17 protein-coding genes are annotated in these 13158 nt (G+C 68.6%); 14 read left to right on the forward strand and 3 right to left on the reverse strand.

Annotated features, from left to right (window positions below):
• Positions 1 to 24 precede the first annotated feature (24 nt).
• From FB381_RS10180 to FB381_RS10210, 7 genes are all read left to right on the forward strand, one after another.
• Positions 25 to 756 carry a helix-turn-helix transcriptional regulator gene (locus FB381_RS10180; protein WP_141780186.1) on the forward strand — a complete coding sequence of 244 codons (732 nt, stop codon included), beginning with the start codon at positions 25 to 27 and terminating at the stop codon, positions 754 to 756.
• A complete protein-coding gene (sufB, locus tag FB381_RS10185; RefSeq protein ID WP_141780187.1) occupies positions 753 to 2171 on the forward strand; it encodes a Fe-S cluster assembly protein SufB in 1419 nt (472 codons plus the stop codon). The genes FB381_RS10180 and sufB overlap by 4 nt, the downstream gene beginning before the upstream one ends.
• Entirely contained in the window at positions 2171 to 3349 is a 1179-nt protein-coding gene (gene sufD, locus FB381_RS10190; protein WP_170225124.1) for a Fe-S cluster assembly protein SufD, read from the forward strand. The genes sufB and sufD overlap by 1 nt, the downstream gene beginning before the upstream one ends.
• Positions 3346 to 4104 (forward strand): Fe-S cluster assembly ATPase SufC, encoded by a 759-nt coding sequence (gene sufC, locus FB381_RS10195; protein ID WP_141780189.1) that lies wholly within the window; start codon positions 3346 to 3348, stop codon positions 4102 to 4104. Before sufD ends, sufC begins: the two co-directional genes overlap by 4 nt.
• A 1-nt stretch (position 4105) precedes the next feature.
• Positions 4106 to 5359: a cysteine desulfurase gene (locus FB381_RS10200; RefSeq protein WP_141780190.1), complete on the forward strand. Its 1254-nt coding sequence runs from the start codon at positions 4106 to 4108 to the stop codon at positions 5357 to 5359.
• Positions 5359 to 5823, forward strand: a complete 465-nt coding sequence (sufU, locus tag FB381_RS10205; protein WP_141780191.1) for a Fe-S cluster assembly sulfur transfer protein SufU — start codon at positions 5359 to 5361, stop codon at positions 5821 to 5823. Before FB381_RS10200 ends, sufU begins: the two co-directional genes overlap by 1 nt.
• 113 nt (positions 5824 to 5936) lie before the next feature.
• Positions 5937 to 6272, forward strand: a complete 336-nt coding sequence (locus FB381_RS10210; RefSeq protein ID WP_211352562.1) for a metal-sulfur cluster assembly factor — start codon at positions 5937 to 5939, stop codon at positions 6270 to 6272.
• 64 nt (positions 6273 to 6336) lie between these two features.
• Here the strand turns inward: FB381_RS10210 and FB381_RS10215 are convergent, their stop codons facing one another.
• Positions 6337 to 6678, reverse strand: coding sequence for a WhiB family transcriptional regulator (locus FB381_RS10215; RefSeq protein WP_141780193.1), 342 nt, complete (start codon positions 6676 to 6678; stop codon positions 6337 to 6339).
• A gap of 233 nt (positions 6679 to 6911) precedes the next feature.
• On the opposite strand from FB381_RS10215, the gene FB381_RS10220 reads away from it, so the two are divergent.
• The 6 genes from FB381_RS10220 to FB381_RS10245 are packed head-to-tail and all read left to right on the forward strand — an operon-like array spanning position 6912 to position 10565.
• Positions 6912 to 7553: a maleylpyruvate isomerase family mycothiol-dependent enzyme gene (locus FB381_RS10220; protein ID WP_141780194.1), complete on the forward strand. Its 642-nt coding sequence runs from the start codon at positions 6912 to 6914 to the stop codon at positions 7551 to 7553.
• Entirely contained in the window at positions 7537 to 8439 is a 903-nt protein-coding gene (locus FB381_RS10225) for a GNAT family N-acetyltransferase (protein WP_141780195.1), read from the forward strand. Before FB381_RS10220 ends, FB381_RS10225 begins: the two co-directional genes overlap by 17 nt.
• Positions 8440 to 8463: 24 nt before the next feature.
• The gene (locus tag FB381_RS10230) at positions 8464 to 9009 is read left to right on the forward strand and encodes an ASCH domain-containing protein (RefSeq protein WP_141780196.1); all 546 of its coding nucleotides are present in this window, start codon (positions 8464 to 8466) and stop codon (positions 9007 to 9009) included.
• An 8-nt stretch (positions 9010 to 9017) separates the two neighbouring features.
• On the forward strand, positions 9018 to 9575 hold the full coding sequence (locus tag FB381_RS10235) for a sugar O-acetyltransferase (protein WP_141780197.1): 558 nt from the start codon (positions 9018 to 9020) through the stop codon (positions 9573 to 9575).
• Between the two features lie 7 nt (positions 9576 to 9582).
• On the forward strand, positions 9583 to 9939 hold the full coding sequence (locus FB381_RS10240) for an MmcQ/YjbR family DNA-binding protein (protein ID WP_141780198.1): 357 nt from the start codon (positions 9583 to 9585) through the stop codon (positions 9937 to 9939).
• Positions 9940 to 9950: 11 nt separating this feature from the next.
• On the forward strand, positions 9951 to 10565 hold the full coding sequence (locus FB381_RS10245; protein ID WP_141780199.1) for an acVLRF1 family peptidyl-tRNA hydrolase: 615 nt from the start codon (positions 9951 to 9953) through the stop codon (positions 10563 to 10565).
• 9 nt (positions 10566 to 10574) lie between these two features.
• Here FB381_RS10245 and FB381_RS10250 read toward each other — a convergent pair whose 3' ends face one another.
• Positions 10575 to 11006: a hypothetical protein gene (locus tag FB381_RS10250; protein ID WP_141780200.1), complete on the reverse strand. Its 432-nt coding sequence runs from the start codon at positions 11004 to 11006 to the stop codon at positions 10575 to 10577.
• A gap of 98 nt (positions 11007 to 11104) precedes the next feature.
• On the opposite strand from FB381_RS10250, the gene FB381_RS10255 reads away from it, so the two are divergent.
• Positions 11105 to 12016 (forward strand): phosphotransferase, encoded by a 912-nt coding sequence (locus FB381_RS10255; RefSeq protein ID WP_141780201.1) that lies wholly within the window; start codon positions 11105 to 11107, stop codon positions 12014 to 12016.
• 15 nt (positions 12017 to 12031) lie between these two features.
• On the opposite strand, the gene ypfJ is transcribed toward FB381_RS10255, so the two are convergent.
• Positions 12032 to 13000: a KPN_02809 family neutral zinc metallopeptidase gene (gene ypfJ / locus FB381_RS10260; RefSeq protein WP_141780202.1), complete on the reverse strand. Its 969-nt coding sequence runs from the start codon at positions 12998 to 13000 to the stop codon at positions 12032 to 12034.
• Positions 13001 to 13158 lie beyond the last annotated feature (158 nt).

The raw sequence follows: 13158 nt of genomic DNA on the forward strand, positions 1-13158 counted from the left end.
GGGGAATAACGTCACAATGGTGTTGTGAAATTCGACGAGACCACTCTGCAGCCCGCAGAGACCAGCGAGGAGAGCACCCGCCAGCGGGTGGCTCGATCGCTGCTCGTCGACGGTCCGCAGACGGCTGTGGCACTGGCCAAGAGGCTCGACCTCACCCCTGCCGCGGTCAGGCGCCACCTCGACGCTCTTGCCGAGGAGGACGTGGTGGAGCAGCGCGAGCCGCGCACCGCGTCCACCCGTGGGCGGGGCCGGCCGGCCAAGCTCTTCGCTCTCACCGACCAGGGCCGCGACGGCTTCGAGAAGAAGTACGACGACCTGGCGCTCGAGGCGCTGCGCTTCGTCTCCGAGGTGGCAGGCGAGGAGGGCGTTCGGGAATTCGCCGAGCGCCGCGCGGCGTTCATCAAGCAGGGGCTGGAGCGGATCGCCGCCGGCGAGACGGATCTCGGGCCCGCGCAGGTGCTTGCGGACGTGTTCACGGCCAATGGTTATGCGGCTTCCGTCAGGGAGCTTCCGCTGATCAACGGCCATGACGCCGGCGAGCAGCTGTGTCAGCAGCACTGCCCGGTCGCTCATGTCGCCCAGGAGTTCCCCGAGCTCTGCGAGGCGGAGACAGAGGCCATCGCCGAGCTGCTCGGCACACACGTACAACGCTTGGCCACCATCGCTCACGGCGACGGTGTCTGCACGACGCACATCCCTCCCGGATCCTCCGGGTCCGGCGAAGTTTCGAAGAAGAAGGAGCAGGTCACGACATGACCTCCATCGAGGAGCTCAACCCCGAGCTGAAGGGCATCGGCAAGTACGAGTTCGGCTGGTCCGACTCCGACGCCGCCGGTGCCGCAGCGCAGCGCGGTCTCAACGACGCTGTCGTGCGCGACATCTCCGAGAAGAAGTCGGAGCCGCAGTGGATGCTCGACCTGCGCCTGAAGGGCCTCAAGCTCTTCGGCCGCAAGCCGATGCCCACCTGGGGCTCGGACCTGTCGACCATCGACTTCGACAACATCAAATACTTCGTGCGTTCCTCCGAGAAGCAGGCGACCTCCTGGGAGGACCTGCCCGAGGACATCAAGAACACCTACGACAAGCTCGGCATCCCCGAGGCGGAGAAGCAGCGCCTCGTCGCCGGTGTCGCGGCTCAGTACGAGTCGGAGGTCGTCTACCACTCGATCCGCGAGGACCTCGAGGCCCAGGGCGTGCTCTTCCTCGACACCGACACCGCGCTCAAGGAGCACCCGGAGATCTTCCAGGAGTACTTCGGCACGGTGATCCCGGTCGGCGACAACAAGTTCGCCGCGCTCAACACCGCCGTGTGGTCGGGTGGCTCCTTCATCTACGTGCCCAAGGGCGTCCACGTCGACATCCCGCTGCAGGCCTACTTCCGGATCAACACCGAGAACATGGGCCAGTTCGAGCGCACGCTGATCATCGCCGACGAGGGCTCCTACGTCCACTACGTCGAGGGCTGCACGGCGCCGATCTACCAGTCCGACTCGCTGCACTCCGCGGTCGTCGAGATCGTCGTGAAGAAGAACGCCCGCGTTCGCTACACGACCATTCAGAACTGGTCCAACAACGTCTACAACCTCGTCACCAAGCGCGCCACCTGCGAGGAGGGCGCGACCATGGAGTGGGTCGACGGCAACATCGGCTCCAAGGTGACGATGAAGTACCCGGCGGTCTACCTGATGGGTGAGCACGCCAAGGGTGAGACGCTCTCCATCGCCTTCGCCGGCGAGGGCCAGCACCAGGACGCGGGCGCCAAGATGGTGCACGCCGCCCCCAACACCTCCTCGTCGATCCTGTCGAAGTCGGTGGCCCGTGGCGGTGGCCGCACCTCCTACCGTGGCCTGATCCAGGTCAACGAGGGCGCCCACGGCTCGAAGTCCAACGTGCTCTGCGACGCGCTCCTGGTCGACCAGATCTCGCGCTCGGACACCTACCCCTACGTCGACATCCGTGAGGACGACGTCTCGATGGGCCACGAGGCCTCGGTCTCGAAGGTCTCCGACGACCAGCTGTTCTACCTGATGTCGCGCGGCATGGCCGAGGACGAGGCGATGGCGATGATCGTGCGCGGCTTCGTCGAGCCGATCGCCAAGGAGCTCCCGATGGAGTACGCCCTCGAGCTCAACCGCCTGATCGAACTGCAGATGGAAGGAGCCGTCGGCTGATGACGGCAGTAGCTGATGCTCTCGAGATGAACAAGGTCGAGAGCCACCTCCACCCGGAGGGAAGTTTCGACGTCGACGCCCACGAGGTGCCGAAGGGTCGCGAGGAGATCTGGCGGTTCACCCCGCTCAAGCGCCTCCACGGCATCCACAACGACGCCCCGTTCGCCGACGGTGCGACCAAGGTGGAGGTCGAGGCGGCCGACGGCGTGAGCGTCGAGACCGTGGCAGCCGACAGCGACGTACGCGGCGCTTCGGGTCTGGTTCCGACCGACCGCGTCTCGGCGCGGGCCTGGGCGGCCAGCACCGGCGCGACCCTCGTGCGGGTGCCGACCGACACCGTCGTCGACGGTGCCACGGTGATCCGTCACCACGGCACCGGCTCGGAGACCGCCGGCGCAGGCCACGCGGTCATCGTCGCGGAGAAGTTCTCCAAGGCCACCGTCGCGCTGATCTTCGAGGGCTCGGCCGTGATCGCCGACAACATCGAGATCGTCGTCGAGGACGGCGCCGACCTCACCGTCGTCTCGGTGCAGGACTGGGCCGACGACGCCGTGCACCTCTCCACCCAGCACGCCAAGGTCGGCCGCGACGCCAACCTGAAGCACGTCTCGGTGAGCTTCGGCGGTGACGTGGTGCGCCACGACCTGAGCGCCGAGTACGCCGGTCCGGGTGGCTCGGTGGAGGCCCTGGGTCTCTACTTCGCCGACGCCGGTCAGCACATCGAGCACCGTCTCTTCGTCGACCACACCGCGCCGAAGACCAAGTCCAACGTGGTCTACAAGGGTGCGTTGCAGGGCGACAAGGCCCACGCGGTCTGGATCGGCAACGTGCTGATCCGCAAGGAGGCCGAGGGCATCGAGACCTATGAGGAGAACCGCAACCTCATCCTCACCGATGGTGCCTGGGCCGACTCCGTGCCCAACCTGGAGATCGAGACCGGCGAGATCGAGGGCGCGGGCCACGCGTCTGCGGTCGGCCGGTTCGACGACGAGCAGCTCTTCTACCTGCAGAGCCGCGGCGTCTCCGAGACCGAGGCCAAGCGCCTGGTCGTGCACGGTTTCTTCAACGACCTCATCCGCCACATCGGTGTGCCCGAGCTCGAGGACAAGCTGACCACCACGGTCGAGGCCGAGCTCGCCAAGAACATCAACTCTCTGATTACGAAGGACAACGCATGAGCACGCTCGAGATCAAGGACCTGCAGGTCTCGGTCGACACCGAAGACGGTGCCAAGGAGATCCTGAAGGGCGTCACGCTGACCATCAGGTCCGGCGAGACGCACGCGATCATGGGCCCCAACGGCTCCGGCAAGTCCACCCTTGCCTACTCGATCGCCGGCCACCCGAAGTACACGATCACCGGCGGCACCGTCACCCTCGACGGTGAGGACGTGCTGTCGATGTCGGTCGACGAGCGTGCCAAGGCCGGCCTGTTCCTCGCGATGCAGTACCCCGTCGAGGTGCCTGGCGTGAGCGTGGCCAACTTCCTGCGCACCGCCAAGACCGCGCTGGTCGGCGAGGCCCCCAAGCTGCGCACGTGGGTCAAGGACGTCAACGGTGCGATGAACAAGATGCACCTCGACCCGACGTTCTCGCAGCGCTCGGTCAACGAGGGCTTCTCCGGTGGCGAGAAGAAGCGCCACGAGATCGCTCAGCTCGACATCCTCGACCCGGCCTTCGCGCTGCTCGACGAGATCGACTCCGGCCTCGACATCGACGCCCTCAAGGTCGTCTCCGACGGCATCAACGACTTCCGCGCCCGCGAGGCCAAGTCGGTCCTGCTGATCACCCACTACACCCGCATCCTGCGCTACGTGAAGCCCGACCAGGTGCACGTCTTCGTCGCAGGCCGGATCGCCGAGTCCGGTGGCCCCGAGCTCGCCGAGGACCTCGAGGCCAACGGCTACGAGCGGTTCACGAGCGCGGCGGTCTGACATGGAGGGTCTGCTGCCCGACCTGGATCTGGTCCGTAAGGACTTCCCGATCCTGGAGCGGTCCTTCGACGGCGGCGAGACCCCGTTGGTCTACCTCGACAGCGCCAACACCTCGCAGAAGCCGCAGATCGTGATCGACACCATCGTCGACCACCTCGAGCGGCACAACGCCAACATCGCCCGGGCGATGCACCACCTGGGCGCCGAGGCGACCGAGGCCTTCGAGGGGGCGCGCGACACCGTCGCGCGCTTCCTCGGCGCGCCCGATCGTGACGAGGTGATCTTCACCAAGAACGCCTCCGAGGGGATCAACCTGGTCGCCAACACGGTGCCGCTGGCTCCGGGTGACGTGGTCGTGACCACCGAGATGGAGCACCACTCCAACATCGTGCCGTGGCAGCTCGCCACGCAGCGTACGGGTGCGGAGCTCAAGTGGTTCGGGCTCACCGACGACGGTCAGCTCGACCTGTCGAACATCGACGAGCTGATCACGCCGGCGACCAAGGTCGTCGCGCTGACGTGGGTCTCCAACATGCTCGGCACCATCAACCCGGTCGCCGAGATCGCCCGCAAGGCCCACGAGGTCGGCGCGCTGGTCGTCGTCGACGCTGCTCAGGCCGCCCCGGTGCTCCCCATCGACCTGGCGTCGATGACGGAGGAGGAGCGCCCTGACTTCCTCGTCTTCACCGGTCACAAGGTGGTCGGCCCGACCGGCATCGGTGTGCTGTGGGGGCGGCGCGCCGCGCTCGAGGCGCTGCCGCCGTTCCTCGGAGGTGGCGAGATGATCGCCACGGTGTCGATGGAGAAGTCCACCTACGCCCCGATCCCGCACAAGTTCGAGGCCGGCACCCCGCCGATCGCCGAGGCCGTGGGTCTCGGAGCGGCGCTGGAATACCTCATGCACGTCGGGATGGAGAACGTCCACGCCCACGAGCAGGCGATCACGGCCTACGCGCTGGAGCGTCTTGCGACCGTGCCGGGTGTGACCGTGCTCGGTCCGGCCGACGCGGCCAAGCGTGGCGGTGCGATCTCCTTCGAGCTCGACGAGGTGCACCCGCACGACGTGGCCCAGGTGCTCGACTCCAAGGGCGTCGCCATCCGCGCCGGACATCACTGCGCCAAGCCCGCGCACCAGCGGTTCGGCGTACAGGCCTCCAACCGGATGTCGTCCTACCTCTACACCACGCCCGCCGAGATCGACGCGCTGGTCGAGGGGCTGGAATACGTACGCCACTTCTTCAAGTTGGACCAGTGATGACTGCCGCGAACCTCGAGAGCATGTACCAGGAGATCATCCTGGACCACTACAAGAACCCGCACGGAAAGGGTCTTCGCGACCCCTTCGAGGCGGAGGTTCACCACGTCAACCCGACCTGCGGTGACGAGATCACCCTCCGGGTGCACATCGCCGGCGCCAATGATGAGCTCAGAATCGAGGACATCTCCTACGACGCCCTCGGCTGCTCCATCTCGCAGGCATCGGCCTCGGTGCTCAACGACCTGGTCGTCGGCAAGCCGATCGAAGAGGCGATGACGATCCACGAGGAGTTCTTGCGCCTGATGCAGGGCAAGGGCAACGTGGAGCCCGACGAAGACATCCTGGAGGACGGCATCGCCTTCGCCGGCGTCGCCAGGTTCCCCGCCCGGATCAAGTGCGCGCTGCTGTCGTGGATGGCGTGGAAAGACGCCACGACCAAGACTCTCGCTGAGGAGAACTGATGACTGAGACCGACCACAGCACCCATGACCATCACGCCGGCCATGACCACTCGGGTCATGACCACTCGGGTCACGGTCACGGCCATGGGCACGAGGCTCCGGAGGAGCACACCATGCGCTCCTCGACGGTCGAGGGCGCGAGCCTGAAGATCGAGGACGTCGAAGAGGCGATGAAGGACGTCGTCGACCCCGAGCTCGGGATCAACGTCGTCGACCTCGGTCTGGTCTACGGGATCCACGTCGAGGAGCACTCCAACGTGGTGCTCGACATGACCCTGACCTCGGCGGCCTGCCCGCTGACCGACGTCATCCAGGATCAGACCTCCCAGGCACTCGAGGGCATGGTCAACGACGTGCACATCAACTGGGTCTGGATGCCGCCCTGGGGGCCCGACAAGATCACCCCCGACGGCCGCGAGATGCTCCGCGCCCTCGGCTTCAACGTCTGAGCGAACACCTCCGATGTGGGGGTCCTGAGGTCACCTGGTGACCTCAGGACCCCCACATCGCATCTCAGGCAACCCTTCGCGCCTTCTCGATGGCTTCCTGGCTGCGCTTGTAGGGCTTGTGGCCGGGAGCTCTGGGCTTCTCGCGGGGCTTGCCGCTCTCCAGGAGCACGCCGCCCCACACGCCCCATTCCCGCCGGGCGACCCCGAGGTCGAGGCAGGTGCCTCGCAGCGGGCAGCCCGCGCAGACCTCCTGTGCCTGGGCCAGCTGGGCGAGGTCGTCGGGATGGAAGAGGTCCGGCTCCTCGCCCACACAGGCCCACTCATCCGTGCGGGGCGTCGGGTGCATCAGGGTCGGCTCGTGGGTCCTGGAGAGGTTGCCCTCTGCGACAGGCGTGATGGTCTCCATCTCGTTCACCTCCTGGTGATGCTGCTGGACATGACAAAGGGCCGCTCCGTGGATCGGAGCGGCCCTGGTGGATGCGGTGAGCACCTACGTCTGTTGCGGCTCCGCGCGCGCAAAGTCCACACCCGGGACCGGCCGGCCCAGGATGTCGTAGGTGTTGAGGCATTCCTGCATGGCTTCAATGCTACTGACCACTCACCTGCGCGGCCACTGGTTTGTTTGGCAGAGTGGCGTGCATGGACGTCGCCGCCCGCACAGCGGCCAACCGTCGCCTTCTCGCCGACTTCTTCGACGGCCTCGACGGCTCCCAGCTGGAGACGCAGAGCCTCTGCTCGGCCTGGACGGTGCGGGAGGTGCTGGGCCACAGCGCGATGCCGTTCTCGGTCGGGGTGCCACGGCTGCTCTGGCGTACGTTGCTGGCCGGCGGCTCGATCGACCGGGCCGCCGCCGCGATCGCGGAGGAGCAGGCTCGTCGGCCGGTCGCGGAGCTGACCGGGCTGCTTCGGACGTACGACACGAAGCGGGTGCCGGCGCCCGGGGTCGGCCCGATGGGGCAGTTCACCGACCACTGCATCCACCTGCGCGACTGCGCTCGCCCGCTCGGCCTCGACAACGATGTCTCGCTCGACGACTGGCGTGAGGTGCTCGACTGGCTGCCGACCAAGCAGGCCTCCCTCGGGGTGGTGCCGGCCGGGCGGCTCGACGGGCTGGCGCTGCGCGCGACCGACCAGGACTGGTCCTGGAGCGGCGAGGAGAGCTCGGTGGACGAGGTCGCCGGCCCCAGCGAGGCCCTGGCCATGGCACTCGCCGGCCGGTCGGTCGCGCTGAGCGACCTGTCCGGCCCCGGGGTCGAGCGCCTGCGTGAGCGCCTCGTCTGAGGCCGAGGAGCGGCGGGTAGGCTCCGCGGACGTGGAGGCGCCTGGACGGATCTGGTTCGGATACATCGCTGCCGTGGGGCTCGTGGTGATCGGTGCGATCACCACCGACCTGCTCGCGTTCGGGCTGGCTGGGGTGATGCTGGTCGCGACGGTGCTGGGGGAGCGGTATCGCGCCCGGGTCGCCGCCCGTCTCGCCGCCGACCGTCGCCCCGACCTCGCCGATCTGGTCACCAGGTGGGCGCGCGGCTGGGCGTTCGCCCGATACTTCCCGCGGCCCGAGCGGGTCGCCGGCGGCGTACGCATCGAGGTGGGGGAGCCGGGCCGCCGGGTCGAATGGGTCGCCATCGACGAGCCCGAGACGTTGTCCGGTCTCGTCGACACGGTCGCAGCCACGCCCGAGGCCTGGTTGAGCGTCGCGACCGCCGACCCCGCCGGCGTACGCCCGTGGCTGCTTGAGGGCGGGCTCGGTTCCGATTCGCAGGAGGAGGCTCTGATGTCGATCGACCTCGTCGACCAGGTCTCGCGCGACCTGCCTGACGGCTACGCCGCAGAGATCGAGCGCGACGGTGGCCGTATCACCGCGACCGTGAGATCGGCCGGGAAGGCGGGCGAGGTGGCGGCCTCGGGACGGATCGCCGTCATCGGCGCCGACGCGGTCGTCGACCGGATCCACACCGAGCCCGACCACCGGCACCGGGGTCTCGGCGGCGCGATGATGACCGTGCTCGTCGCGGCCGCTCGCGAGGCCGGTGCGACCCGCGGCATCCTGGTGGCCACCGAGATGGGCGAACCGCTCTACGCCGGGCTCGGCTGGCAGGAGCAGGCTCGGTTGGTGATCGCCCGACCGGCCACGCCGCGTACGCCCGCCGAGTCTCACCACCAGTAGTCGCAACTGTGGTTGAGTGTCGCCATGAGCGACGACGCGACTCCTGCGCCTGATCTGATCGAGCCCGACCCGGAGCAGGAGGCGGAGGTCGCGGCATTCTGGGACGACGTGAAGCACCACGCCCATCTCAGCGCCGCGCCGGGCTACTTCGGCGCCTCGCCGCTGGAGGCGCTGCAGCCGCCCGCCTTCTCCTTCGGTGACACTCCGGAGCAGTCCGACGAGCTGCTCGAGCTCATCCTCGAGGGAATGAAGACAGCCACCGCTGGTGCGTTGTGGGACTACGAGGCTGCCGGCGAGACGCTGCCGAGCGTCGGTACGCTCGGGATCGTCCTCGACGGCTCCGGCCATCCACGTGCACTCATCGTGTCGACGTCGGTCGAGGTCGTGCCCTTCGACCAGGTCGACGACGACTTCGCGCGGGCCGAGGGCGAGGGTGACCGATCCCTGGACTACTGGCGCCAGGAGCACAAGCGGTTCTTCTCCTCGGTCGCCGTCCATGACCGCGGTTTCGCCGAAGACATGCCGGTCGTGCTCGAGCGCTTCGAGCTCGTCTGGCCGAAACCCGACTGAACCGCGGCATGGGTGAGGCCCGAGCTCGCCTCGAGGCGGGTGATTGGTATCTCGATGATGCCGAGCTCCAAGCACTGCGCCGCGAGTGCTGGCGTGCTTTGGATCTCTTCAATGCCGCTGGCGCCGACGATGACGACGTACGCCGCCATGTGCTGTGCGAGCTGCTCGCTGAGGTAGGTGCGGGTGTCGAGGTCGTCCCGCGGTTCCAGTGCTCCTACGGTTACAACATCAGGCTGGGCGATCGGGCGTTCGTGAATGCCAACGCCTTCTTCATGGACGACGCGCAGATCCGGATCGGCGCTGACGTACGCATCGGGCCAGGAGCACAGTTGGTGACTGCCCTGCATCCGGTCGATGATCCCGACCGGCGCCGCGATGGCTGGGAGCGGGCACTGCCCATCGAGATCGGAGAGAACGCCTGGCTAGGGACTAGCGTCACCGTCGGCGCAGGTGTGGCGATCGGCGCCGACGCTGTGATCGGATCGGGCAGCGTCGTGCTGAGCGACATCCCTGCTCGAGTCGTCGCAGCAGGAACACCGGCGCGAGTCCTCCGCGATGTCCGATGATGAGAGCATGACGACCGATCAGCTGGCCGAGCGGGTGCGGGGGATCTGTCTCGGGTTCCCGGAGGTCACCGAGCGGCTCACGCACGGTGCGCCGGGGTTCTTCGTGAAGAAGCAGTTCGTGATGCTGTGGCCGCAGGGGCATCACCGGCTCGAGGCGCCGCACCTGTGGGCGGCAGCGGCGGCGGGGGTGCAGGACGAGGTCGTCGGTGACGACCCCGAGCGCTTCTTCGTCCCTCCGTACGTCGGTGGGCGCGGCTGGATCGGGATGCGGCTCGACGGCGCGGTCGACTGGGCGGAGGTCGCGGAGGTCTGCGAGGACGCCTACCGGCTGATCGCGCCCGCGCGACTGACTCGCGACCTGTAACGTTCGCGGACATGCCCAACGTCGCCGTCGCCGTCGCTCGGATCCCGCGTTGGGTGGAGAACTTCGCCGCACGTCATGGGGAGGCGCGGCTCGTGGTCGACTCCGGTGTGTTGCGGGGCTCCGCCGCCGACGGGTCGTCGTTCACCGCGAGGCTCCCGTTCGAGCAGACCTACGCCGGCGCGGCCGACCTGGAGTCGTTCGTCGCGGCCGCTGCGCCGACGGCACAGTGGGGCATCCTGCTGGTGCGCAAGGGCGGGTTCGCGATCGCCCGGATGAGGGGCCCGGAGATCGCCGAGCACAAGATCGGGCGTCGCCACGTGCAGGGGAAGACCAAGGCCGGCGGCTGGAGCCAGCAGCGGTTCGCCCGGCGCCGGGCGAACCAGGCCGGCGCCGCGTACGAGGCCGCGGCCGACCACGCCGCCCGCATCCTCGACGGGCTGCGCGGACCGCTGATCACGGGCGGTGACCACGGCGGCGTCGACGACGTGCTCACCGACCGGCGGCTGCAGTCGCTGCAGGTCACCGGCCCGTGGCTGGCCGTGCAGGACCCGAACCGCGCGGTGCTCGATCAGGCCATCGAGGATGCCCAGAAGGTGCAGATCGAGGTGTTCAACGCAGACAGTTGAGCCCGAAGGTCAGGGGAGCTGCCAGACTCCCGGCGAGCCCTTGGTCATCAGGCCCTCGGTCAGCAGCTTCTGGCGGGCGCGCCGCGCGGCGTAGCGCCAGCGGAGCTCGCCCTCCGGGGTCGTCTCGAGATCGCCGGGCAGCAGGCTGTCGGCCAGCTGGCTCTCGAGCTCGTCGAGCACGGCATCGGCGGGCATCGTGCCGCCGGCGGTCTCGAGGATCTCGAGGATCAGCGGGGCGAAGGCCGCCGGCGGGGTCCACTTACGGGGCGCGGACTTGGTGACGACCTTCGGAGCCGATGCCGACGCCTTGGTCGTGGTCTTGCGCGGCCGTGGAGCCGCCTTCTTCTTCACCGGAGCCGGCTCGGGCGGGGCCGGGGGCCGCCCATGGATGCACTGTGACATCGGCAGGTCGCACAGCTCGCAATAGTCAGTCTCGGACATCGGACCAACCATATCGGCTCCGACGCGGCCGAGCATCTCGCCGCGGCTCCCCGCGTCGAATCCCGCTGCGACCTGCGAAGATGCGCTACTTTGGCAGCATGTGGCAGCCCGACCCCGGGTGGCTCGTCCTTCCCGGAGGCACCGGACCCTCCACGTTGGGGGTCTGGCGCACCGTCGTGGGCCAGGAGCCGGTGGTGGTCAAGAGGCTCGGGGCGCCGGGGGCCTACGAACCGACCGAGCTGAGCCGCCGTCACCACTTCGCCTACTGGAGGCGGGCGGCCGACGTCGCGACCTCGGGGCTGCTCGAGGACACCCCCGGCATGATCGGCGCGCGCACGGACGTCACCGAGGACTCCGACGGGATCACCCTGACCACCGACTGGGTCGAGGACGCCGCCAACTCCGGGCTCTTCGCGGCGCTGGCCATGGGCCGCTTCGCCGGCGCCGACCTCGGCGGTGTGCGCTGGCTGGCGCGCGACCAGTTCCGCGACCGGATGGCGCGGGTCGAGTACAACGGCGGCTGGCCGACGATGATGCGTACGACGGCCGCCGACATCGCGCACACGCTCTGGGAGCGCCGCAGGCACTTCACCGACATCCTCGACACGCTTCCCCAGGTCGCGCAGCACGGTGACCCGGCGCCGCAGAACCTCCTCGGCCGCACCGACGACGGCGAGCGGCTGATCGCGATCGACTGGTCGAGCCTCGGCCACGGACCGGTCGGTGGCGACCTGGGCCTCTATCTGCTGCACGCCCGGGAGTCGTTCGAGCCGTTGCTGGAGGCGTACGTCCTGGGCTTGCCCGAGGGCCTCGCGACTCGCGAGGAGGTGAGTCTCGGTGCCCAGATCAGCGCCGTCTACACCGCACTGAGTCGGGCCGAGTGGGCGCTGAGCCGGATCACGCCGGGGGAGGGCCCGCTGCTCGCGAAGTTCCGCCATCCGGCGGTGGCGCCCCACCTGCGCACCCTGCAGAAGCAGGCGGCGCTGGTCGAGGCACTGCTCGAGCTGTGACGGGCCCTCCAGGGTCTACGGCTGGTCGAGGTTCCTCGACTTGAAGGTGTCGCACGGCGCGATCGAGTCGGGCGTGGTCAGGCCCTTCTTGAACCACGCGATGCGCTGCTCGGAGGAGCCGTGGGTGAACGAGGAGGTGTCGACGCGCCCGCTCGTCTCCGACTGGATGTGGTCGTCGCCGACGGTCTTGGCCGCGGAGATGCCCTCGGAGATGTCCTGGTCGGTGATGTCGGTGACGAAACCGTCGTTCTCGGCGGCCGCGGTCCACATGCCGGCGTAGCAGTCGGCCTGCAGCTCGAGGCGTACGGCGTCGGAGTCGGGGCCCTGCTGGGTGCGCACCTGACCCATGGTGCCGAGCAGGTTCTGGATGTGGTGGCCGTATTCGTGGGCGAGCACGTAGGCGCGTACGAAGGTGGTGTCCTCGCCGCCGAGCTGCTCGAAGATCGAGTCGAAGAACGTCGGGTCGAGGTAGATGGTCTGGTCGGAGGGGCAGTAGAACGGCCCGACCGAGCTGCTCGCGGAGCCGCAGCCGCCGGTCTCGACCTGGCCGGAGAAGATGACCACCGACTGCTCGGGCTGGAAGCGGCCCTCCAGGTCTGCCTGCGAGTCCCAGAAGCCGGTCATGGAGTTCTCCATCGCGACGAAGGCGCAGTTCTCGTCGTTGTTGGCGTCCTCGCCGGTCTTGCACGAGCCGAAGTCGCCGGTGTCGCCGCCGTCGGAGGCCTGCTGGCCGCCGAAGGTGCCGGTGCCGACGGTCGAGGAGCTGCCACCGCCGCTGCCACCGATGACCTGCGGACCGATGCCGGTGCACTGGGAGAGCACGAAGAAGAGCAGGAGCACCACGACGGTGCCGATGCCGCCGCCGGCCCGTCCGCCGGGGATCGGGATCCGGCCGCCACCGCCACCGAGTCCACCGCCGAGCCCGCCACCCCCACCACCGGATGTCCGACTGGTGTCGAGTCTGGCTTTCGGGTTGAACCGCATCTTGTCCCCCTGGAGGTGGTGATGTGTGGGACCGGATGTCCCGCACCTACACTAGTGCTCTGTCTCGTGAGGGGCCGCGCGCTACGCGCGCCCACGGCGCGCGCCTCGGCGCGTTGGAGCCGCTCGGAAGACAAGCCGGCACGGCATCTCGTCGCCGC

This window comes from Nocardioides albertanoniae, assembly GCF_006716315.1.
Lineage (GTDB): Bacteria > Actinomycetota > Actinomycetes > Propionibacteriales > Nocardioidaceae > Nocardioides > Nocardioides albertanoniae.

What these genes read in the sequence shown, in the direction of transcription:
- FB381_RS10255 (WP_141780201.1), top strand. Translation starts at nt 11,105, where the DNA reads ATGTGGCAGCCCGACCCCGGGTGGCTCGTCCTTCCCGGAGGCACCGGA.
- ypfJ (WP_141780202.1), bottom strand. Translation starts at nt 13,000, where the DNA reads ATGCGGTTCAACCCGAAAGCCAGACTCGACACCAGTCGGACATCCGGT.
- FB381_RS10230 (WP_141780196.1), top strand. Translation starts at nt 8,464, where the DNA reads ATGAGCGACGACGCGACTCCTGCGCCTGATCTGATCGAGCCCGACCCG.
- FB381_RS10240 (WP_141780198.1), top strand. Translation starts at nt 9,583, where the DNA reads ATGACGACCGATCAGCTGGCCGAGCGGGTGCGGGGGATCTGTCTCGGG.
- sufD (WP_170225124.1), top strand. Translation starts at nt 2,171, where the DNA reads ATGACGGCAGTAGCTGATGCTCTCGAGATGAACAAGGTCGAGAGCCAC.
- sufC (WP_141780189.1), top strand. Translation starts at nt 3,346, where the DNA reads ATGAGCACGCTCGAGATCAAGGACCTGCAGGTCTCGGTCGACACCGAA.
- FB381_RS10245 (WP_141780199.1), top strand. Translation starts at nt 9,951, where the DNA reads ATGCCCAACGTCGCCGTCGCCGTCGCTCGGATCCCGCGTTGGGTGGAG.
- FB381_RS10215 (WP_141780193.1), bottom strand. Translation starts at nt 6,678, where the DNA reads ATGGAGACCATCACGCCTGTCGCAGAGGGCAACCTCTCCAGGACCCAC.
- FB381_RS10200 (WP_141780190.1), top strand. Translation starts at nt 4,106, where the DNA reads ATGGAGGGTCTGCTGCCCGACCTGGATCTGGTCCGTAAGGACTTCCCG.
- FB381_RS10210 (WP_211352562.1), top strand. Translation starts at nt 5,937, where the DNA reads ATGCGCTCCTCGACGGTCGAGGGCGCGAGCCTGAAGATCGAGGACGTC.
- FB381_RS10235 (WP_141780197.1), top strand. Translation starts at nt 9,018, where the DNA reads ATGGGTGAGGCCCGAGCTCGCCTCGAGGCGGGTGATTGGTATCTCGAT.
- sufU (WP_141780191.1), top strand. Translation starts at nt 5,359, where the DNA reads ATGACTGCCGCGAACCTCGAGAGCATGTACCAGGAGATCATCCTGGAC.
- FB381_RS10250 (WP_141780200.1), bottom strand. Translation starts at nt 11,006, where the DNA reads ATGTCCGAGACTGACTATTGCGAGCTGTGCGACCTGCCGATGTCACAG.
- sufB (WP_141780187.1), top strand. Translation starts at nt 753, where the DNA reads ATGACCTCCATCGAGGAGCTCAACCCCGAGCTGAAGGGCATCGGCAAG.
- FB381_RS10220 (WP_141780194.1), top strand. Translation starts at nt 6,912, where the DNA reads ATGGACGTCGCCGCCCGCACAGCGGCCAACCGTCGCCTTCTCGCCGAC.